The following is an 18,476-nucleotide window of genomic DNA, read 5'->3' as shown; positions in this document are numbered from 1 at the left end:
ATATCGGCAGAAACTTGCGAGCACAAAAATCACTGGTAATCTGATTAAGGGATAACCTAGAATAGACGTCCAGATGTTAATCCATCTATACCGATTAACTGTTAGACTGCTTAAAATTTATCCTGTGGCTAAAACTCCCAATATCAGTACATCGCACTGATACGAGCGCCAATTAGCAGCAGTCTGCACTAACCTAATTCTCTTAGGGTGAATAAAACATGGCTAAACACCTCTTTACGTCCGAGTCTGTATCAGAAGGACATCCCGATAAAATCGCTGACCAAATTTCTGACGCGGTTCTTGATGCAATCCTCGAGCAGGATCCAAAAGCACGCGTAGCTTGTGAAACTTACGTCAAAACCGGGATGGTGATGGTTGGTGGCGAAATCACTACCAGCGCATGGGTTGATATCGAAGAGATCACCCGTAACACCGTCCGCGAAATCGGTTATGTTCATTCTGATATGGGCTTTGATGCCAACTCTTGTGCTGTGCTGAGTGCCATCGGTAAACAGTCACCGGACATCAACCAGGGCGTTGACCGTACCGATCCGCTGGAACAAGGCGCGGGCGACCAGGGCCTGATGTTTGGTTATGCAACCAACGAAACTGACGTGCTGATGCCAGCACCAATCACTTACGCACACCGTCTGGTTCAACGCCAGGCGGAAGTTCGTAAAAATGGCTCACTGCCGTGGTTGCGTCCGGATGCAAAAAGCCAGATCACTTTCCAGTACGACGACGGTAAAATCGTCGGTATTGACGCAGTGGTTCTGTCTACCCAGCACTCAGAAGACGTGCAGCTGAAAACGCTGCAAGAAGCTGTGATGGAAGAGATTATCAAACCTGTTCTGCCAGCAGAATGGCTGAATGCTTCTACCAAATACCACATCAACCCAACTGGCCGTTTCGTTATCGGTGGCCCAATGGGTGACTGCGGTCTGACGGGTCGTAAAATTATCGTTGATACCTACGGCGGTATGGCTCGTCACGGTGGCGGTGCATTCTCCGGTAAAGATCCTTCTAAAGTTGACCGTTCAGCTGCGTACGCGGCACGTTATGTAGCGAAAAACATCGTTGCTGCAGGTCTTGCAGACCGTTGTGAAATCCAGGTTTCCTACGCAATCGGCGTGGCAGAACCAACGTCCATCATGGTTGAAACCTTCGGTACTGAGAAAATCTCTACTGAACAACTGACCCTGCTGGTGCGCGAGTTCTTCGACCTGCGTCCATACGGCCTGATTCAGATGCTGGATCTGCTGCACCCAATCTATAAAGAAACCGCTGCATACGGTCACTTTGGTCGTGAACATTTCCCTTGGGAAAAAACCGACAAAGCAGCCTTGCTGCGTGAAGCTGCTGGTCTGTAATACACTAACAGTTCATCAAATCTCAAAAGGCCAGCGCTTCGCTGGCCTTTTTTATTTCGACTTCCCTTTCTATCGTCTCAATTCCTTCCTTAAGCAAAACCTTTCGATACAAAGAATACCAAGTGGTAGCGGTTACACTGACGTTAACAAGGCATTAATTAAGATTGTTCTGCATGACAACAGTTTGTTGCTGCGCTAGTTACAAAACATTTAAGATTAGTCCGCCATAGAAAATTTTGGTTTTATTTTCTACACTCAATTCACTGTTTTGATTACAAAAAACATACATACAATTCTTGACGTTAGTGTAACCGATTACACTAACGTGAGATGAATCACACAATTTCACGTGGCGTTAACCTACTCTTAATACAGAGATACCCCAAAATTATTCAACTGGAGAGCAATATGCCTGACATAAAAAAACAAGGGCGCTCAAATAAAAGCATGACCTTTTTCGTCTGTTTCCTTGCAGCCCTGGCCGGTTTGTTGTTTGGCCTTGATATCGGCGTTATTGCCGGTGCCCTGCCGTTTATCGCAAAAGATTTCCAGATAACCGCACATCAGCAAGAATGGGTCGTCAGCTCGATGATGTTTGGTGCTGCTGTAGGTGCCGTTGGCAGTGGCTGGCTCTCCTTCCGCATCGGGCGTAAATACAGCCTGATGATTGGTGCTGTGCTTTTCGTTGCCGGTTCGCTTTGCTCTGCATTTGCACCGAATACTGAAATCCTGATTATTTCCCGCGTACTGTTGGGCCTGGCAGTAGGTGTTGCGTCTTATACCGCACCGCTTTATCTGTCTGAAATTGCTCCGGAAAAAATTCGCGGCAGCATGATTTCCATGTACCAGTTGATGATTACCATTGGTATTCTCGGCGCTTACCTTTCCGATACCGCCTTCAGCTACAGCGGTTCATGGCGCTGGATGTTAGGGGTTATCACCATTCCTGCCCTGATTTTACTGATAGGCGTCTTCTTCCTGCCGGACAGCCCACGCTGGTTCGCTGCAAAACGCCGTTTCCACGATGCCGAACGCGTACTGTTGCGCCTGCGTGATACCAGTGCAGAAGCCAAACGCGAACTGGAAGAAATTCGTGAAAGCCTGAAAGTAAAACAAAGTGGCTGGTCACTATTTAAAGACAACAGCAACTTCCGTCGTGCGGTGTTCCTCGGCATCCTGCTTCAGGTTATGCAGCAGTTCACCGGTATGAACGTCATCATGTATTACGCACCGAAAATCTTCGAAATCGCCGGTTTCACTAACACCACTCAGCAAATGTGGGGCACCGTTATTGTTGGGCTTATCAACGTCCTGGCGACATTTATTGCTATCGGTCTGGTTGACCGTTGGGGCCGTAAACCGACGCTGGTTCTGGGCTTCATGGTGATGGCAGTTGGTATGGGTGTTCTGGGGACAATGCTGCACATCGGCATTCACTCTCAGGGTGCGCAATACTTTGCCATTGCGATGCTGTTGATGTTCATCGTTGGTTTTGCGATGAGTGCGGGTCCGCTGATTTGGGTACTATGTTCTGAAATTCAGCCGCTGAAAGGCCGCGATTTTGGTATCACTTGCTCTACCGCCACCAACTGGATTGCGAACATGATTGTCGGTGCAACATTCCTGACCATGCTTAACACTCTGGGTAACGCGAATACCTTCTGGGTTTACGCGGGCTTAAACCTGTTCTTTATTGTGCTGACTCTGTGGTTGATTCCAGAAACCAAACACGTTTCCCTGGAACACATTGAACGTAACTTGATGAAAGGCCGCCGCTTACGTGAGATTGGCGCTCAGAACTAGGTAATACTCGCCCCTATCCACTGTGGATAGGGGCTTGCACCCTGCTCCGCCTCGCACTATTCTTTGCCGCTATGAAATCCCCACGACTCCCCATCGCAATCCAACAGGCCGTTATGCGCTGCCTGCGGGAAAAACTCCAACAGGCTAATCAACACCTGGGACGAAACTACCCCGAACCCAAACTGGTCTATCAGCAGCGTGGCACCGCTGCGGGCACGGCGTGGATGGAAAGCTATGAAATTCGTCTCAACCCCGTGTTGCTGATGGAAAATCAGCAAACGTTCATCGATGAAGTGGTCCCGCACGAACTGGCGCATTTGTTGGTCTGGAAGCACTTTGGTCGCGTCGCCCCCCACGGCAAAGAGTGGAAATGGATGATGGAAAGCGTGCTTGGTGTTCCTGCGAGGCGTACGCATAAATTTGAAGTGCAATCCGTGCGTAAGAATACCTTCCCTTATCGCTGCCGCTGCCAGTTACACCAGTTGACGGTCAGACGCCATAACCGTGTCGTACGCGGCGAAGCGGAATACCGCTGTGTCCAATGTGGTGACCTGTTAAAGCCAGACGCTACAACTGCCTGTAATTAAAAATATTAATCTGAAAGTTTCCTGATTTAGCTGATTGAATCCCAATATTGCATCAGTTAGGGTTCGAACACGTTTTAGTAAGGATTCTGGAAATGTCTCGCAAATATTCTTTGGCTGTTGCATTTGTTGCAGCCCTTTCGTCTTTCTCCGCACTCAGTGCCGGTATTAATAATTTCTCTCAAGCGAAAGCCGCTGGCGTTAAAGTGAATGCCGACGCACCGGGCGACTTTTATTGTGGGTGTAAGATCAGCTGGGAAGGCAAAAAAGGCATTCCCGATCTTGAGTCCTGCGGCTACAAAGTGCGGAAGAATGAAAACCGCGCGACGCGCATCGAGTGGGAACACGTGGTTCCGGCCTGGCAGTTCGGTCATCAGCGCCAGTGCTGGCAAGACGGTGGGCGTAAAAACTGCGCCAAAGATCCGGAATATCGCAAGATGGAAAGCGATATGCACAACCTGCAACCTGCTGTAGGCGAAGTGAACGCTGACCGTAATAACTTCATGTATAGCCAGTGGAATGGCGGTGAAGGGCAGTACGGGCAGTGTGAAATGAAAGTCGACTTCAAAGATAAAATTGCCGAGCCCCCTGCGCGTGCGCGTGGTGCTATCGCACGTACCTATTTCTATATGCGTGATCAGTATCAACTCAGTCTGTCACGCCAACAGACCCAGCTATTTGAGGCATGGAATAAGCAATTTCCGGTTACGGCCTGGGAGTGCGAGCGCGATGAACGCATCGCTAAACTTCAGGGCAATCATAACCCTTATGTGCTGCGGGCTTGCCAGGCACAAAACAGCTAACCTACACTAGCGGTTTAGTCCCCTCTCCTGGGGGAGAGGGTGAAAAACAAGACCTCTTTTGGATATTAAAACCATGCGTATACCCCGCATTCATCACCCTGAATTACTGACCGTCGGCCAGGACGTGGCTCTTTGCGAAGATGCTGCGAATCACGTCGGCCGCGTATTGCGCATGAGCGCAGGCCACGCACTGCAACTGTTCGATGGAAGCAATCAGGTTTTTGATGCTGAAATCGTGCAGGCAGATAAGAAAAGTGTGCGGGTGAAAGTGATGAGCGCAATTATTGATAACCGCGAATCCCCTCTACACCTGCATCTTGGTCAGGTTATGTCACGCGGCGAGAAGATGGAATTCACCATTCAGAAAGCGGTGGAACTTGGCGTGAATGTGATCACCCCTTTGTTTTCTGAACGCTGTGGCGTAAAACTGGATGCCGAACGCCTGAATAAGAAACTGGGACAGTGGCAGAAAATCGCCATTGCCGCCTGTGAACAATGCGGCCGTAATACCGTGCCAGAAGTGCGCCCGGCAATGGATCTCGAAAAGTGGTGTACAGAAGAAGATGACAGTCTGAAGCTGAATCTGCATCCTCGCGCCAGCGCCAGTATCAATACGTTGCCGCAACCTGTTGAACGGGTGCGTCTGTTGATTGGCCCGGAAGGGGGTTTAACGGCTGATGAAATTGCGATGACCGCACGCCATCAGTTTACTGATATTCTGTTGGGACCTCGCGTTCTGCGTACTGAGACTACCGCGCTCACCGCGATTACTGCACTGCAAGTGCGTTTTGGCGACCTGGGCTAAAAACGGGTACAAGGCTATCTTTTTTGCCATTCTGGCCTTGGGCAGTGCTCACATTCTCACTTACTAATGTACGCTGCGAATGTTGTGCGCTGTCCGCCCCCAGACTGTCTGCAACGATAACGCCTTGTAGCCAGCTTTAACGGAGAAAAAAATGATCAAGCTCGGCATCGTGATGGACCCCATCGCAAACATTAACATCAAGAAAGACTCTAGTTTTGCCATGTTGCTGGAAGCCCAGCGCCGTGGTTATGAGCTCCACTACATGGAAATGGCAGATCTGTATTTGATCAACGGTGAAGCGCATGCGCGCACCCGCCTTCTCTCAGTCGAGCAGAATTACGATAAATGGTACGAATTTAGCAGCGAGCAAGATATTCAGCTTGCCGATCTCGACGTGGTATTGATGCGTAAAGATCCGCCATTTGATACCGAGTTTATCTACGCGACCTATATTCTTGAGCGCGCTGAAGAACAAGGCACGCTGATCGTCAACAAACCGCAGAGCCTGCGCGACTGTAACGAAAAGCTGTTCACCGCCTGGTTTGCTGATTTGACTCCGGAAACACTTGTCACGCGCAACAAAGCGCAGCTGAAAGCGTTCTGGCAAAAGCATGGCGACATTATTCTTAAACCGCTGGACGGCATGGGCGGCGCTTCGATTTTCCGCGTCAAAGAGGGTGACCCTAACATCGGTGTTATCGCTGAAACCCTGACTGAGCTGGGCAACCGTTATTGCATGGCACAAAACTACCTGCCCGCGATTGTCGATGGCGACAAACGTGTTTTAGTCGTTGATGGCGAACCTGTTCCCTACTGCCTGGCGCGTATTCCGCAAGGTGGCGAGACTCGTGGTAACCTGGCAGCAGGTGGCCGTGGCGAACCGCGTCCATTGACCGACAGCGACTGGGAAATTGCCCGCCGCGTCGGCCCAACATTGAAAGCCAAGGGGCTTATCTTTGTTGGCCTGGATATCATCGGCGATCGTCTGACCGAGATTAACGTGACCAGCCCAACCTGTATTCGCGAAATCGAAGCCGAATTCCCGGTTTCAATCACCGGTATGTTATTCGACGCAATCGAAAAACGTCTGGCGAAGTAATCCCGCACGGTCCCTTTAGGGAAAAGACCCATACCTTTGGTATGGGTCAAGTGTCCAGAGCAGTTCAATAGTGATAAACTGACTATTCCTCGCGCGTTTAATGCCGCTTTTTCAACCGGAACCAGAACCTCTGACAATGAATTTACAGCATCACTTTCTAATTGCCATGCCGTCGCTCCAGGATCCTCTGTTTAAGCGTGCAGTCGTTTATATCTGTGAATACAACGACGAAGGCGCTATGGGGATAATTATTAATAAACCCCTCGAAAACCTCCAGGTTGACGGTGTTCTCGAAAAATTAAAAATCGAACCAGAACCCCGTGACCCAGCCATTCGCCTGGATAAACCTGTTTTTATCGGTGGCCCATTGGCAGAAGACCGCGGCTTTATTTTGCACTCGCCACCGGATTGTTTCGCCTCAAGCATCCGTATTTCAGATGACACCGTGATCACGACTTCCCGCGATGTGCTCGAAACTATCGGTACAGCCAACCAACCCACGGATGTGATTGTCGCTCTCGGCTACTCTTCCTGGGAAAAAGGGCAACTCGAACAAGAGATTCTGGACAACGCCTGGTTAACGGCACCAGCCGACGCTTCAATTCTTTTCCGCACCCCAATTTCCGAACGCTGGCGTGAAGCCGCGAAATTAATCGGCATTGATATTCATAATATGCCAAGTGAAGCGGGGCACGCTTAATGAGCAGTGGAACATTGTTAGCCTTTGATTTCGGCACCAAAAGTATTGGTGTCGCCATCGGGCAACGTATTACCGGAACCGCGCGTCCTTTAACTGCGATCAAAGCACAAGACGGTACACCGGACTGGAATGTGATCGAAAAAATCCTTAAAGAGTGGCAGCCCGATGAAGTCATCGTTGGCTTACCGCTGAATATGGATGGTACCGAACAACCCCTTACCGTACGTGCTCGTAAGTTTGCCAACCGCCTGCACGGGCGATTTGGCGTAAAAGTTTCGCTGCAAGATGAGCGCCTGAGCACCGTTGAAGCACGTGCCGGGTTGTTTGAGCACGGCGGTTTCCGTGCATTAAACAAAGGCAGTATTGACTCAGCCTCTGCTGTCATCATTCTTGAAAGCTGGTTTGACTATAACCCTTGATAGTTGCCGCTACGGCGGATGGCGCGCTCGCTAATCCGCACTCCGCCGTTGCTTGCTCCCCCTTCCCAATAAATATCGCCTCGCTCTGGGCAAAACTCTGCATCCCATATTGTTGGCCGGTCTGAATCTGACCGGGTAATTGATGCGTTTTCCCCTCGCGAATAAGACTCGCCACTGCAGGCGTATTCACCAGTAATTCAAACAGCGCTACCCTTTTCCCATGGCTAACAGGCTGTAATTTCTGCGCCAGCACGGCTTTTAAGCTGCCTGCCAGTTGGCTGCGTACCATGCTTTTTTCCTCGGCAGGAAAGACATCCACCAGCCGTTCCACCGCTTGTGCGGCACCACGAGTATGCAACGTCGCCAATACCAGATGGCCGGTTTCCGCAGCGGTGAGCGCCAGACGAATCGTTTCGCTATCACGCAATTCACCAAGCAATATCACATCCGGATCTTCACGGAGTGCCGCGCGTAACGCTGCGGCAAAAGAGCGACAATGCGTGCCAGGTTCTCGTTGTTGAATCAGGCAGCGCTTTGAATGATGCACAAACTCAATCGGGTCTTCGAGCGTCAGGATATGCCCATCAAGCTGATGGTTGAGATGATCAACCATTGCCGCAAGGGTGGTGGATTTACCGCTACCCGTCGCACCGGTCACCAGAATCAGACCGTCTGGCGAGGTCAGCAATTCGGGGAGTAGCGGCGGAACGTTTAATGCCTCAAGTTGAGGGCAATTTGAAGCCAGCATCCGCAAGGCAAGAGAGTACCCCTGCAAATGATGAAATGCGTTAGCCCGCAATCGCGTCCCTGATTGCAGAGTCACGGCAAAATCCACCTGCCCGCTTTCTTGCAGTTGCGCCTTTTGGCTTTGGGACATCCATTGTTCCATTAATGCATCTGGCTCAGGGGCACCACCCGGCAGCAGTTCCAACCGCCCTTGCCTGCGCCAGCGAGCAGGAAGCTGCGCGCACAGGTGTAGATCAGAGACATTATGCTTTACACTAAGGGCCACAATTTCTTCGATATCCATATCACTTTCCAACCTATGAATGAGATAACGCACAATCTGGCACAGGTTCAGCACAAAATCTTAGCGGCAACTGAACGCTGCGGCCGTGCTCCAGAAGAAGTGACTTTGCTTGCAGTCAGTAAAACAAAGCCTGCGAGCGCTCTCGCAGAAGCCATTGCTGCCGGGCAACGGGCGTTTGGTGAAAACTACGTGCAGGAAGGCGTGGATAAAATTCGCTACTTTGCCGAGAACAGTGAAGCGTCACTGGAATGGCACTTTATCGGACCTTTGCAGTCGAACAAAAGCCGTCTGGTGGCAGAACATTTTGACTGGTGCCATACCGTCGACAGGCTGCGAATTGCCACCCGTTTAAGCGAACAGCGTCCGGCAGAGCTTCCGCCGCTTAACGTGCTGATCCAAATAAATATTAGTGATGAACAAAGCAAATCGGGTATTGCGCTCAGTGAACTGGATGCGCTGGCGGCCGACGTCGCATTACTACCGGGTTTGGTGTTACGAGGTTTAATGGCGATCCCTGCCCCTGAACCTGATTACGAGCATCAGTTAGCGGTTTGCCAGAAAATGGCTGACGCTTTCACATCGCTCAAAAGCCGTTATGCAACGGTTGATACGTTGTCCCTGGGCATGACCGATGACATGGACGCCGCGATTGCCGCAGGCAGCACCATGGTGCGCATTGGAACCGCTATTTTCGGCGCACGGGATTACTCCGCGCGTTAATCACAAAATCTTAATTGAGGAACGCCATGCTGACGTTGACTTTCCTGGTCAAAACACTGATTGAACTGTATGTGATGGTGCTATTAATTCGCATCTGGATGCAGTGGTCACGTTGTGATTTTTATAATCCGTTTGCCCAATTTATCGTCAAAATTACCCAACCAATTGTCGGGCCGTTGCGCCGGATAATCCCTTCGATTGGGCCGATTGATACCTCTTCGCTGCTGGTGGCGTTTATTCTCACCACGCTGAAGTACCCTATTCTGCTGTTGATTCAGGTGGGCGCGCTGTCGCTTGACCCGATGAACCTGCTGGTTGGCCTGTTATCGTTGCTTAAGTCCGCCGGTACGCTGGTGTTCTGGGTCATTATTATTCGTTCGTTGATGAGCTGGATTAGCCAGGGTCGCAGCCCAATCGAATATGTGCTGATGCAGTTGACTGAACCGATGATGGCTCCGATTCGTCGAGTGATTCCGGCAATGGGCGGCATTGATTTCTCCGCGATGGTGGTGATTTTGATTCTGTACGCACTGAATTACCTTGGCATGGATCTGTTCCCGGGGCTGTGGTATTTGCTGTGAGTGCAGTGAGTCAAGCCGCAGACGGGCTGGTTTTACGGTTGTATATTCAGCCTAAAGCCAGCCGGGATAGCATCATTGGTTTGCATGGCGACGAGTTAAAAGTCGCCATCACCGCACCACCGATTGACGGTAAAGCCAACGCCCATCTGGTAAAATATCTGGCCAAACAGTTCCGCGTCGCCAAAAGCCAGGTGGTAGTTGAGAAAGGCGAGTTGGGCCGTCATAAGCAAGTTAAGGTTATCGACCCGCAACAAATCCCGACGGAAGTCGCGGCATTGCTCGAATAATTACCGAATTTCACAGGATTATCTCACTATGCAAAAAGTTGTCCTCGCGACCGGTAACGCCGGTAAAGTGCGCGAACTTGCCGATTTACTGGGCGATTTTGGTCTGGATGTGGTGGCGCAAACTGAATTAGGCGTCGAGTCAGCCGAAGAAACTGGCCTGACGTTTATCGAGAACGCCATTCTGAAAGCTCGTCATGCGGCTCAGATTACGGGCCTGCCCGCGATTGCTGATGATTCCGGCCTGGCTGTAGATGTGTTGGGCGGCGCGCCAGGAATTTACTCCGCACGCTACGCAGGCCTTGAAGCGTCCGATCAGCAAAACCTGGAAAAGTTACTGGCTACAATGAAAGATGTGCCAGACGAGCAACGTAAAGCGCGTTTCCACTGTGTGCTGGTTTATATGCGCCATGCCGAAGACCCCACGCCATTAGTCTGTCACGGTAGTTGGGAAGGCCAGATTACCCGAGAAGCCGCAGGTGCAGGTGGCTTTGGCTACGACCCAATTTTCTTTGTCCCGAGTGAAGGCAAGACCGCAGCAGAACTTACTCGTGATGAAAAACGCGCGATTTCCCACCGTGGGCAAGCGTTAAAACTGTTACTGGAAGCAATGAAAAATGGCTAATTTGCCACCACTGAGTCTCTATATTCACATCCCGTGGTGCGTGCAGAAGTGCCCCTACTGTGACTTCAATTCTCATGCACTGAAAGGCGACGTGCCGCACGACGAGTATGTCGCCCACCTGTTGCGCGATCTGGATATCGACGCGCCAATGGCACAAGGACGTGAAATAAAGACCATCTTTATTGGTGGCGGTACGCCAAGCTTGCTTTCAAGCGAGGCGATGCAAACTCTGCTCGATGGTGTGCGGGCTCGCCTGCCGCTGGCGAGGGATGCAGAAATCACTATGGAAGCGAACCCCGGCACCGTTGAGGCCGACCGTTTTGTCGGTTATCAGCGTGCGGGTGTGAACCGTATTTCTATCGGCGTGCAGAGTTTCAGTGAAGAGAAGCTCAAACGTCTGGGGCGGATTCATGATGCAGGCGAAGCCAAAAGAGCGGCCAATCTGGCAAGCGGTTTAGGCTTGCGCAGTTTCAACCTGGATTTGATGCACGGTTTGCCGGACCAGTCGCTGGAAGAAGCTCTGGACGATTTACGCCAGGCCATTGAACTGAACCCACCGCATCTTTCCTGGTATCAGCTGACGATTGAGCCGAATACGCTGTTTAGCTCCCGTCCGCCAAAACTGCCAGATGACGATGCACTGTGGGATATTTTCGAGCAAGGCGACAAACTGCTGACGGCGGCGGGTTATCAGCAATACGAAACCTCAGCCTATGCGAAACCCGGTTACCAGTGTCAGCACAATCTGAATTACTGGCGCTTTGGCGATTATCTGGGGATTGGTTGCGGTGCGCACGGCAAAGTGACTTTCGAGGACGGGCGTATTCTGCGTACCGCGAAAACCCGCCATCCACGCGGGTATATGGAAGGCAAGTATCTTGATCGCCAGCATGACGTGGAACAGGCCGACAAACCGTTTGAGTTCTTTATGAACCGCTTCCGCCTGCTGGAAGCTGCACCACGTAAAGAGTTTAACCAGTATACCGGGTTGGATGAGTCGGTAATTCGCGCGCAGCTGGATGAAGCGATTGCGAAGGATTACCTGGTTGAGACAGAGGATTATTGGCAGATTACCGAGCACGGGAAGCTGTTTTTGAATTCGCTGTTGGAGCTGTTTTTGGCGGAGTAGTTTAGGTACTGGCGGATGACGCTTACGCTTATCCGCCCTACGAAATCTGATTTGACTACTGGCGGATGACGCTGCGCTTATCCGCTCTACGAAATCTGATGGCTTGTGTCGGATGACGCTGCGCTTATCCGACCTACGTAATCCGATGGCTTGTGTCGGATGACGCTGCGCTTATCCGCCCTACGAAATCTGATGGCTTGTGTCGGATGACGCTACGCTTATCCGCCCTACGAAACCCGATGGCTTGTGTCGGATGACGCTACGCTTATCCGCTATACGAAATCTGATTTGACACTGTGCTTCTGAAACCGGTAGGTCGGATAAGCGCAAGCGCCATCCGACGTTAAGCAGCTTAAATATTCTTCACCCTGCAGGTCAAAATCAGCGCAAATACCGAAAGCCCGGCAATCAGCCAGTAAACTGAATAGTGCCCAAAACTCTCTGCAAGCGCACCCTGCAACACCCCCGCCAGAATCACACCGGTAGAAATGCTGTTGGTGAATAATGTGGTCGCCGACCCCGGCCTGCCCGGCATCAAATCCTGGAACCACAGCATACCGATCCCGGCGACAATGCCAATAAACACCGCGTTAAATAGCTGGAGTAACAGCAGCGCCGTACGGCTGTGGAACATAATCAGCCCGACGTAGAACAACACGCCAGCGGCTACTGCGATCACCATCATGCGCCGCTTACCAAAACGCTTCACATAATAGCCCGCAAGGATCATGGCTGGGATCTCAAGCCCCGCAGCCGTCCCCATCAGCAACCCCGCCAGGGATTCCGGCAGCCCTAAATCACTGCTGACCCAAAGCGGCATGTCAATAATATACATGGTGTTGCATGTCCACATCAGCATCGAGGCGATGAAGAGCATGCGCACGTTGCTATCTTTCCAACCGCTGACCTGTGTCAGCGCCACATCTGCGGGCTGCTCAATCCTGGCGACCGAGGGCAGTGCGAAGAAAATTAGCGCCAGCGAGATAATAAAAATCCCCGCCGCGATAAGAAACATAGTGGTAAAGCCGTAGTTTAACGCCAGCATAAAAGACAAAGGCGGGCCAATCACCCAGGCCAGCGACAGCTGCGCACGCATGATTGAGCTGAACATCACCACTTCACGCGCGGAGCTATCGGCATACTCGCGGGCAAGAGCGAAGATTTGCGGCATGGCGGTGTTGGCAATTGACGCGAACATGACGCCAACAGTAATTAACGTCAGATAGTGACGGTTAAAAGCAAATAAAACGCAGTTTGCCACTGCCATCACGCAGCAAACCATAATCAGTTTTCGCCGGTCGCCGCGGCTATCGGAACGCTTCGCCAACAGCAGGCTAACTAAAATGCCGGCTATCGCATTGACGGTATAAAACAGCCCGACCCAGAATGGGCGCACCTCTACTTCTCGACTTAAAAACAGGCTAAGCGTGGGCGCCTGGAGTGCCCCCGCAATCCCCATCATAAAAGCCACAATCATAAATGCAGCGTACACCGGGTTGAGGCGTCGTCCCCGAGTCAAAAACCACAACATGCAGAAATTCCTTTTGTTCGAGCGCTCACTGGGTGTGCAAAACGTAAACTATACCCTAAATAATTCGAGTTGCGGGAAGGCGGCAAGAGAGCGAGTCCCGATGAGCCGACTGTGGTAAGTGATTCGGGCGAGCAAACGCTGCCAATGCACCAGCAGCTCGAAGAATGACGGGTATAAAAAAGCCAGCAGTAAAATTCTGCTGGCCTGGTGAATCACACCAATTCTCAGTCACACATGGATCAACGAGTCAGTACTTCACGGTTGCGGAAGTGGTGACTTCCCACTGCATTAAGTCTTCGAGCATCTTCAGACGTTGCTCAGCTTTCAGGCGAGCCAGCCATCCAGTAGAAACACTATGTGTTGCGGCAAAATACTGTTGATAAAACTTAACTATCGGCGACCGTTTCATATAAACCTCTACCTCCTCGTTTCAACGTTGATAATTATTGGCGTAATATGAGGAAAGTTAAATTGATGAGTTTCTGTGGGGAGTTCCTCTTTTATGAGTTCGAGTCGTCTGCAACAACAGTTCATTCGTCTGTGGCAATACTTCGATGGCAAACCACAGGAAACGACGTTAAATGATTTGGCTGATTTGTTGAATTGCTCACGTCGCCATATGCGGACGCTACTGAGTTCGATGCAGGAAAAGGGCTGGTTGTGCTGGAAAGCGGAGGTCGGGCGTGGCAAGCGTTCGCAGCTAGAATTCTTATATACCGGCCTGGCACTCCAGCAGCAGCGTGCAGAAGATCTGCTCGAACAGGACAGAATTGATCAACTGGTGCAGATCGTTGGCGATAAAGCGGCCGTACGGCAAATGCTGATTTCTCACCTGGGTCGTAGCTTCCGCCAGGGACGACATATTCTGCGGGTTCTCTACTATCGCCCGCTGCTAAACCTGTTACCAGGCTCAGCTTTACGTCGTTCTGAAACCCATATTGCCCGGCAAATCTTCAGCGGACTTATCCGGATAAATGAGGAAAATGGGGAACTGGAAGCGGATATCGCCCACCACTGGCAACAAATATCCCCATTACACTGGCGCTTTTATCTTCGTCCCGGCATTCATTTTCACCATGGCCGTGAATTAGATATGTTGGATGTGACGACTTCCCTGCAACGTATCAGCACCTTGCCGCTGTATTCGCATATCACGGAGATCACTTCGCCTACGGCCTGGACACTGGATATCACGCTCTCACAACCCGACAACTGGCTACCGTGGTTGTTGGGCAGCGTCAACGCAATGATCCTGCCGCGCGAATGGCAAACCTTAACCCATTTTGCTCGCCAGCCTGTCGGCACCGGCCCGTATTCGGTAGTACGCAATAATAACAATCAGCTAAAAATTCAGGCCTACGATGATTACTTTGGTTATCGGGCATTGATTGACGAGGTGAATTTCTGGGTGCTGCCTGAAATTGGCGAAGAGGTCAGTTGTGCGGTGCAATTATCAGGAATGCCTGACAGCGAGAAAGCCGTTGAAAGCCGTCTGGAAGAGGGCTGCTACTATATTTTGTTTGATAGCCGCTCAAAGCTTGGCAGCAACACAGAAGTGCGCCGCTGGCTAAGCCATATCCTGGCACCGATCCATCTGCTTTACAGCGCTGGGGCGCAAAATCAGCAATACTGGTTCCCGGCTTACGGACTGCTACCACGCTGGCACCACGCGCGCCCACAGCCCGTGCTTGAAAAACCTGCCGGGCTTGAGTCCGTGACGCTGACATTTTATCGCGATCACGTTGAGCATCGGGTTATCAGTAAAGTCATGGAAGAACTGCTGGCACGCGTGGATGTTGAACTGGTGGTGCAAGAAGTCAGTTATGAGGAGTGGCATCAGGGTGAAGCTGAAAGTGACATCTGGCTTAACAGCGCAAACTTCACTTTGCCGTTAGAGTTTTCACTCTATTCACATCTTTATGAAGTGCCTTTGATTCAAAAATGCATCGCCATTGACTGGGAAACCGATACCAGTCAATGGCATAAGGGCGAGCTTTCTCTGCCTGAATGGTGCCAGAGTCGTGTCGAAAATAATGATATTTTGCCATTAATTCACCATTGGTTACGCATTGAAGGGCAACGCAGTATGCGCGGCGTGAGGATGAACACGTTGGGCTGGTTCGACTTTAAATCGGCATGGTTTGCACCGCCGGAACCTTAATACTTTCGATTCATTCACAGAATCACTACAATGCTCGCGTTCTCAACGGGGTGCTAAGACGAAAGTCTGGCTGAGATAATACCCGTCGAACCTGATCCGGATAACGCCGGCGAAGGGATTTGAGGCTCCATTCTCAAAATCCTTTGCCACCCCTAATTCCAAGAGGTGCAAAGTGTTCAAAAAATTATTGCCGTTACTGGCCCTTATCGCCGCCCCTGTTTTTGCCAAACCCCTGCTGACTGTTTATACCTACGACTCTTTTGCTGCCGACTGGGGCCCGGGTCCTGCGGTGAAAAAAGCCTTTGAAGCTGACTGTAACTGCGAGCTGAAATTTGTCGCACTCGAAGACGGCGTTTCGCTGCTCAACCGCCTGCGTATGGAAGGTAAAAACAGCAAAGCCGACGTGGTTCTGGGACTGGATAACAACCTGCTGGCTGCCGCTGAGCAGACCAAATTATTTGCCCCGAGCAAGACAGACACCACTGCTTTGAAGATCCCTGGCGGCTGGAGTAACGATACGTTTGTCCCGTTCGATTATGGTTACTTCGCTTTCGTCTACGATAAAAACAAGCTGAAAAACCCGCCGAAAAGCCTGAAAGAACTGGTGGAAAGTGACCAAAAATGGAAAGTGATTTATCAGGATCCGCGCACCAGCACACCAGGGCTAGGTTTATTGCTGTGGATGCAGAAGGTGTATGGCGACAAAGCACCTGACGCGTGGCAAAAGCTGGCGAAGAAAACGGTCACCGTGACCAAGGGCTGGAGCGAAGCCTATGGTCTGTTCCTGAAAGGTGAAGGCGATTTGGTGATGAGCTACACCACCTCTCCGGCTTATCACATCATCGAAGAGAAAAAAGATAACTACGCGGCGGCTAATTTTAGCGAAGGCCATTATTTGCAGGTGGAAGTTGCCGGGCGTTTGGCGTCGAGCAAACAGCCAGAACTGGCTGAAAAATTCATGACATTCATCACCTCGCCAGGCTTCCAGAATACCGTTGCGACAGGAAACTGGATGTATCCGGTGACGGATGTGAAATTGCCTGAGGGCTTTAACGGCCTGGTAAAACCGCAGAACACGCTGGAGTACAGCGCGCAAGAAGTGGCTAAACAACGCGCCAACTGGATTAGTGAATGGCAACGCGCCGTCAGCCGCTAATTCCCGGCTGGCTGATTCCAGGGTTATGTGCCGCCACACTGGTGGTGGCAGTAGCCCTGGCGGCTTTTATAGCGCTGTGGTTTAACGCGCCGCAAACGGATATCCGCGCTCTGGTGCAGGATAGCTATTTGTGGCATGTGCTGCGTTTCTCATTCTGGCAGGCGTTTCTCTCCGCAGCGCTTTCCGTGTTCCCGGCCATTTTTCTGGCACGCGCGCTTTATCGACGCCGCTTCCCCGGACGCCTTGCGCTGTTACGCCTGTGCGCGATGACCCTGGTTTTGCCCGTTCTGGTGGCAGTATTCGGGATTCTGACGGTTTATGGTCGGGAAGGCTGGCTTGCCAACCTGAGCGCATGGCTTGGCGTTGAATGGGCATTTTCGCCATACGGATTAAAAGGCATCCTGTTAGCCCATGTTTTTTTCAACATGCCGATGGCGACACGCCTGCTGCTTCAGGCACTGGAAAATATCCCCAGCGAACAACGCCAGGTTGCCGCACAACTGGGAATGCAGGGCTGGAATTTCTTCCGCTTTGTGGAATGGCCCTGGCTTCGCCGCCAGATTCTCCCAGCCGCCGCGCTGATATTTATGCTCTGTTTCGCAAGCTTTGCCACTGTGCTTTCGCTGGGCGGCGGGCCACAAGCGACCACTATCGAACTGGCTATCTTCCAGGCGCTGAGCTACGACTACGATCCCGCTCGTGCTGCCCTGCTTGCCATGGTGCAGATGGTCTGTTGTTTGGGACTGGTGCTGTTAAGTCAACGGCTTAGCAAAGCGATTCCGGTAGGCATCAGCCAGATGCAAGGCTGGCGCGATCCGCAAGATAACCTGCGCCGAAAGCTGTGCGACGGGGGGCTAATCACCCTCGCTCTGTTGCTGTTATTGCCACCGTTGTTGGCCGTCATTATTGATGGCATCAACAGTGGCTTTAGCACTGTGTTGTCACAACCAATACTGTGGCAGGCGTTATTCACCTCGCTAAGGATCGCCGTGGGTGCCGGACTTATCTGCGTGGTCATCACAGTAATGTTGCTGTGGAGTTCGCGGGAATTGCGCCTGCGTAACCGTGCCTTTGCAGGCCAGGCGCTGGAACTCAGCGGTATGTTGATTCTGGCGATGCCGGGCATCGTGCTGGCGACCGGCTTTTTCCTGCTACTCAACAACACCGTGGGCTTACCGCAAACAGCCGATGGCATAGTGATATTCACCAATGCGTTAATGGCCATTCCTTACGCGCTAAAAGTGCTGGAAAACCCGATGCTGGATGTTGCTGAACGCTATACCCGGCTGTGCCAGTCATTGAATATCAGTGGCATAAATCGCCTGCGATATATCGAGTTGCGTGCGCTCAAGCGCCCACTGGCTCAGGCGCTGGCGTTTGCTTGTGTATTATCGATTGGCGATTTCGGCGTCGTGGCCTTGTTTGGCAATGAAGATTTCCGCACGCTGCCGTTTTATCTCTATCAACAAATTGGTTCTTACCGCAGCCAGGATGGAGCCGTCACGGCGCTTATCCTGCTGATACTGTGCTTTGCTTTATTCACATTGATTGAAAAACTTCCGGGACGCTATTCCCAAAATGATTCGGGTTGCAGGAAGGCGGCAAGTGAATGAAGACTGGGAACTTAGAAAGCTATGTGACCTGGATGAATGAAAGCAGCAAACACACCTGCAACT

Annotated in this window: 19 protein-coding genes and 1 riboswitch; of the genes, 16 read left to right on the top strand and 3 right to left on the bottom strand. The window is 51.4% G+C overall.

From position 1 onward, the window contains the following. The first annotated feature begins 218 nt into the window (after positions 1-218). The 8 genes from metK to ruvX all read left to right on the top strand — a co-directional run bounded on the left by metK (position 219) and on the right by ruvX (position 7,583). Entirely contained in the window at positions 219-1,370 is a 1,152-nt protein-coding gene (gene metK, locus WBL83_RS05595) for a methionine adenosyltransferase (protein WP_424588218.1), read from the top strand. Between the two features lie 408 nt (positions 1,371-1,778). Further along, positions 1,779-3,173, top strand: coding sequence for a sugar porter family MFS transporter (locus WBL83_RS05590; RefSeq protein ID WP_424588217.1), 1,395 nt, complete (start codon positions 1,779-1,781; stop codon positions 3,171-3,173). 71 nt (positions 3,174-3,244) lie between these two features. Beyond that, entirely contained in the window at positions 3,245-3,760 is a 516-nt protein-coding gene (locus tag WBL83_RS05585; RefSeq protein WP_424588216.1) for a SprT family zinc-dependent metalloprotease, read from the top strand. 92 nt (positions 3,761-3,852) lie between these two features. Next, a complete protein-coding gene (endA, locus tag WBL83_RS05580) occupies positions 3,853-4,560 on the top strand; it encodes a deoxyribonuclease I (RefSeq protein WP_424588215.1) in 708 nt (235 codons plus the stop codon). Between the two features lie 73 nt (positions 4,561-4,633). Next, on the top strand, positions 4,634-5,365 hold the full coding sequence (gene rsmE, locus WBL83_RS05575) for a 16S rRNA (uracil(1498)-N(3))-methyltransferase (RefSeq protein ID WP_424588214.1): 732 nt from the start codon (positions 4,634-4,636) through the stop codon (positions 5,363-5,365). A 151-nt stretch (positions 5,366-5,516) separates the two neighbouring features. Next, a complete protein-coding gene (gene gshB, locus WBL83_RS05570; protein WP_424588213.1) occupies positions 5,517-6,464 on the top strand; it encodes a glutathione synthase in 948 nt (315 codons plus the stop codon). 136 nt (positions 6,465-6,600) lie between these two features. Then, on the top strand, positions 6,601-7,164 hold the full coding sequence (locus tag WBL83_RS05565) for a YqgE/AlgH family protein (RefSeq protein WP_424588212.1): 564 nt from the start codon (positions 6,601-6,603) through the stop codon (positions 7,162-7,164). After that, a complete protein-coding gene (gene ruvX, locus WBL83_RS05560) occupies positions 7,164-7,583 on the top strand; it encodes a Holliday junction resolvase RuvX (RefSeq protein ID WP_424588211.1) in 420 nt (139 codons plus the stop codon). The genes WBL83_RS05565 and ruvX overlap by 1 nt, the downstream gene beginning before the upstream one ends. Here ruvX and WBL83_RS05555 read toward each other — a convergent pair. Then, positions 7,549-8,613, bottom strand: a complete 1,065-nt coding sequence (locus tag WBL83_RS05555; protein ID WP_424588210.1) for a type IV pilus twitching motility protein PilT — start codon at positions 8,611-8,613, stop codon at positions 7,549-7,551. The genes ruvX and WBL83_RS05555 overlap by 35 nt on opposite strands. Before the next feature lie 15 nt (positions 8,614-8,628). Here WBL83_RS05555 and WBL83_RS05550 point away from each other — a divergent pair, with 15 nt between their 5' ends. The 5 genes from WBL83_RS05550 to hemW are packed head-to-tail and all read left to right on the top strand — an operon-like array spanning position 8,629 to position 11,952. Beyond that, positions 8,629-9,333: a YggS family pyridoxal phosphate-dependent enzyme gene (locus tag WBL83_RS05550; RefSeq protein ID WP_424588449.1), complete on the top strand. Its 705-nt coding sequence runs from the start codon at positions 8,629-8,631 to the stop codon at positions 9,331-9,333. 26 nt (positions 9,334-9,359) lie between these two features. Beyond that, on the top strand, positions 9,360-9,914 hold the full coding sequence (locus tag WBL83_RS05545) for a YggT family protein (RefSeq protein ID WP_424588209.1): 555 nt from the start codon (positions 9,360-9,362) through the stop codon (positions 9,912-9,914). After that, positions 9,911-10,201, top strand: a complete 291-nt coding sequence (gene yggU / locus WBL83_RS05540) for a DUF167 family protein YggU (protein WP_424588208.1) — start codon at positions 9,911-9,913, stop codon at positions 10,199-10,201. Before WBL83_RS05545 ends, yggU begins: the two co-directional genes overlap by 4 nt. Before the next feature lie 28 nt (positions 10,202-10,229). After that, positions 10,230-10,823, top strand: a complete 594-nt coding sequence (locus tag WBL83_RS05535; protein ID WP_424588207.1) for an XTP/dITP diphosphatase — start codon at positions 10,230-10,232, stop codon at positions 10,821-10,823. Continuing rightward, positions 10,816-11,952, top strand: a complete 1,137-nt coding sequence (gene hemW / locus WBL83_RS05530) for a radical SAM family heme chaperone HemW (protein ID WP_424588206.1) — start codon at positions 10,816-10,818, stop codon at positions 11,950-11,952. Before WBL83_RS05535 ends, hemW begins: the two co-directional genes overlap by 8 nt. Positions 11,953-12,304: 352 nt before the next feature. Here hemW and WBL83_RS05525 read toward each other — a convergent pair whose 3' ends face one another. Beyond that, complete coding sequence (locus WBL83_RS05525; RefSeq protein ID WP_424588205.1) at positions 12,305-13,483, bottom strand: sugar efflux transporter; 1,179 nt, start codon at positions 13,481-13,483, stop codon at positions 12,305-12,307. 247 nt (positions 13,484-13,730) lie between these two features. Then, a complete protein-coding gene (gene sgrT / locus WBL83_RS05520) occupies positions 13,731-13,892 on the bottom strand; it encodes a glucose uptake inhibitor SgrT (protein WP_424588204.1) in 162 nt (53 codons plus the stop codon). A 93-nt stretch (positions 13,893-13,985) separates the two neighbouring features. Here sgrT and sgrR point away from each other — a divergent pair, with 93 nt between their 5' ends. From sgrR to thiP, 3 genes are all read left to right on the top strand, one after another. Beyond that, the gene (gene sgrR / locus WBL83_RS05515; protein ID WP_424588203.1) at positions 13,986-15,644 is read left to right on the top strand and encodes an HTH-type transcriptional regulator SgrR; all 1,659 of its coding nucleotides are present in this window, start codon (positions 13,986-13,988) and stop codon (positions 15,642-15,644) included. A 36-nt stretch (positions 15,645-15,680) separates the two neighbouring features. Continuing rightward, positions 15,681-15,780, top strand: a riboswitch (TPP riboswitch). A 36-nt stretch (positions 15,781-15,816) separates the two neighbouring features. Then, positions 15,817-16,800 (top strand): thiamine ABC transporter substrate binding subunit, encoded by a 984-nt coding sequence (gene thiB / locus WBL83_RS05510; RefSeq protein WP_424588202.1) that lies wholly within the window; start codon positions 15,817-15,819, stop codon positions 16,798-16,800. After that, the gene (gene thiP, locus WBL83_RS05505) at positions 16,776-18,413 is read left to right on the top strand and encodes a thiamine/thiamine pyrophosphate ABC transporter permease ThiP (RefSeq protein ID WP_424588201.1); all 1,638 of its coding nucleotides are present in this window, start codon (positions 16,776-16,778) and stop codon (positions 18,411-18,413) included. The genes thiB and thiP overlap by 25 nt, the downstream gene beginning before the upstream one ends. Positions 18,414-18,476: the final 63 nt, after the last annotated feature.

The sequence above is a fragment of the Buttiauxella sp. genome (genome assembly GCF_049686335.1).
In the GTDB taxonomy this organism is placed as follows: Bacteria; Pseudomonadota; Gammaproteobacteria; order Enterobacterales; family Enterobacteriaceae; genus Buttiauxella.
This window is presented reverse-complemented; position numbering and strand designations above follow the sequence as displayed.

Bases quoted from the DNA above. Each gene is read 5' to 3' on its own strand.
- metK (WP_424588218.1), top strand. From the start codon at position 219: ATGGCTAAACACCTCTTTACGTCCGAGTCTGTATCAGAAGGACATCCC.
- WBL83_RS05565 (WP_424588212.1), top strand. From the start codon at position 6,601: ATGAATTTACAGCATCACTTTCTAATTGCCATGCCGTCGCTCCAGGAT.
- gshB (WP_424588213.1), top strand. From the start codon at position 5,517: ATGATCAAGCTCGGCATCGTGATGGACCCCATCGCAAACATTAACATC.
- sgrT (WP_424588204.1), bottom strand. From the start codon at position 13,892: ATGAAACGGTCGCCGATAGTTAAGTTTTATCAACAGTATTTTGCCGCA.
- sgrR (WP_424588203.1), top strand. From the start codon at position 13,986: ATGAGTTCGAGTCGTCTGCAACAACAGTTCATTCGTCTGTGGCAATAC.
- WBL83_RS05585 (WP_424588216.1), top strand. From the start codon at position 3,245: ATGAAATCCCCACGACTCCCCATCGCAATCCAACAGGCCGTTATGCGC.
- hemW (WP_424588206.1), top strand. From the start codon at position 10,816: ATGGCTAATTTGCCACCACTGAGTCTCTATATTCACATCCCGTGGTGC.
- thiP (WP_424588201.1), top strand. From the start codon at position 16,776: ATGGCAACGCGCCGTCAGCCGCTAATTCCCGGCTGGCTGATTCCAGGG.
- WBL83_RS05545 (WP_424588209.1), top strand. From the start codon at position 9,360: ATGCTGACGTTGACTTTCCTGGTCAAAACACTGATTGAACTGTATGTG.
- WBL83_RS05555 (WP_424588210.1), bottom strand. From the start codon at position 8,613: ATGGATATCGAAGAAATTGTGGCCCTTAGTGTAAAGCATAATGTCTCT.
- endA (WP_424588215.1), top strand. From the start codon at position 3,853: ATGTCTCGCAAATATTCTTTGGCTGTTGCATTTGTTGCAGCCCTTTCG.
- ruvX (WP_424588211.1), top strand. From the start codon at position 7,164: ATGAGCAGTGGAACATTGTTAGCCTTTGATTTCGGCACCAAAAGTATT.
- WBL83_RS05590 (WP_424588217.1), top strand. From the start codon at position 1,779: ATGCCTGACATAAAAAAACAAGGGCGCTCAAATAAAAGCATGACCTTT.
- WBL83_RS05535 (WP_424588207.1), top strand. From the start codon at position 10,230: ATGCAAAAAGTTGTCCTCGCGACCGGTAACGCCGGTAAAGTGCGCGAA.
- rsmE (WP_424588214.1), top strand. From the start codon at position 4,634: ATGCGTATACCCCGCATTCATCACCCTGAATTACTGACCGTCGGCCAG.
- WBL83_RS05550 (WP_424588449.1), top strand. From the start codon at position 8,629: ATGAATGAGATAACGCACAATCTGGCACAGGTTCAGCACAAAATCTTA.
- WBL83_RS05525 (WP_424588205.1), bottom strand. From the start codon at position 13,483: ATGTTGTGGTTTTTGACTCGGGGACGACGCCTCAACCCGGTGTACGCT.